Annotated in this window: 2 protein-coding genes; one reads left to right on the top strand and one right to left on the bottom strand. The window is 38.5% G+C overall.

Annotated elements, in window-relative coordinates; translation table 11 throughout:
• The first annotated feature begins 125 nt into the window (after positions 1-125).
• On the top strand, positions 126-740 hold the full coding sequence (locus tag LC115_11820; protein MCZ2357351.1) for a hypothetical protein: 615 nt from the start codon (positions 126-128) through the stop codon (positions 738-740).
• 37 nt (positions 741-777) lie between these two features.
• On the opposite strand, the gene LC115_11815 is transcribed toward LC115_11820, so the two are convergent.
• On the bottom strand, positions 778-930 hold the full coding sequence (locus tag LC115_11815; GenBank protein ID MCZ2357350.1) for a hypothetical protein: 153 nt from the start codon (positions 928-930) through the stop codon (positions 778-780).
• Positions 931-1,135: the final 205 nt, after the last annotated feature.

Genomic DNA, 1,135 nt, shown 5'->3' with positions numbered 1-1,135 from the left:
GGGAGAAAATTTGGGCTTTTTTAAAAATTTAGAGGTTATGCAACACGCTCAATTCAAGTCAACGATTAAAACTTGCAGACAAAACTCGTTTTGTTTTTGAACAATATTTACAAACATTGAAATCTATGCTTAACAAAAATGAAGAAATAGAAAAAGTTGCTCAACAACTTTACAAAAAATACAAATCGGCTTTTGACCTTGTTTTTAAGTATTCAGTACCAACAGACAGCAGTGAAATTTGGAACAAAATTCAAAACCTTGTTTCAAACGAAAAATCAATCCGTCCTTTTCAAAGTAGCAAGACATATATTCGTTTTCAACCAAACTATTTGTATGACAACTTACAAACTCTAAAAGATGTAGGACTTGTTTCTCAAACAGACGACTTAACCGAAAATTGGATGTTTCTTTTTGAATTTAATTTAAGAAGTAATCAAGTTACTTTTGACTGCAAAATTGGACTTGGCGAACAGAAAGAAAGAGAGAAACTTTACGAAATTTACAAGGCAAATAATGACGTTTTCACAAAGGTTGTAAAAGCAAACGGACTTTTAAGACCTCAATGGCATCAAGCATTTCAGAAACAAATTCTAACGAAAACCGACATTGAAAAATATTTTGAAAATGACAGCAACGACATTGAGCAAATTATAGAGAAACGATTTAGAGAACTTATAGACAAAGATTTACCGAAAATAATTGAACGAATAAACAAAGAAATAAAAAATGGCAGCAGGTAACGGGCAGTTTGGCAAAATGGCGGGTTTAGTGCTAAATTCAACGGCAGTTCTTCGATTGAACTTTAGTGCAAAGCTGAACATTTGTACTTCGATTTCCGCCACTTCGCCAAGCTGCTAAAACGTTGAGCGACATTACGCCTGCGGCGTAGTTTTGTTCTTCGTGTTTTGCTGCGCAAACACTCCCATCCAAAACAAATGTCGCTCAACGCAGCGCTTGACCTAATTTTGTCTAAGATACGCCTGGGCTTTGCGCCGGCTGCGGCTCGCACCGCTCGCCGTTCCGGCTAACGTCGCCCAACAAAACACTTGACCTAATTTTGTCTAAGATACGCCTGGGCTTTGCGCCGGCTGCGGCTCGCACCGCTCGCCGTTCCGGCTAACGTCGCCCAACAAAA

This window comes from Bacteroidia bacterium, from assembly GCA_026932145.1.
In the GTDB taxonomy this organism is placed as follows: domain Bacteria; phylum Bacteroidota; class Bacteroidia; order J057; family JAIXKT01; genus JAIXKT01.
The sequence above is the reverse complement of the archived record's forward strand: the minus strand, read 5'-3'. Positions and strand labels throughout refer to the sequence as shown.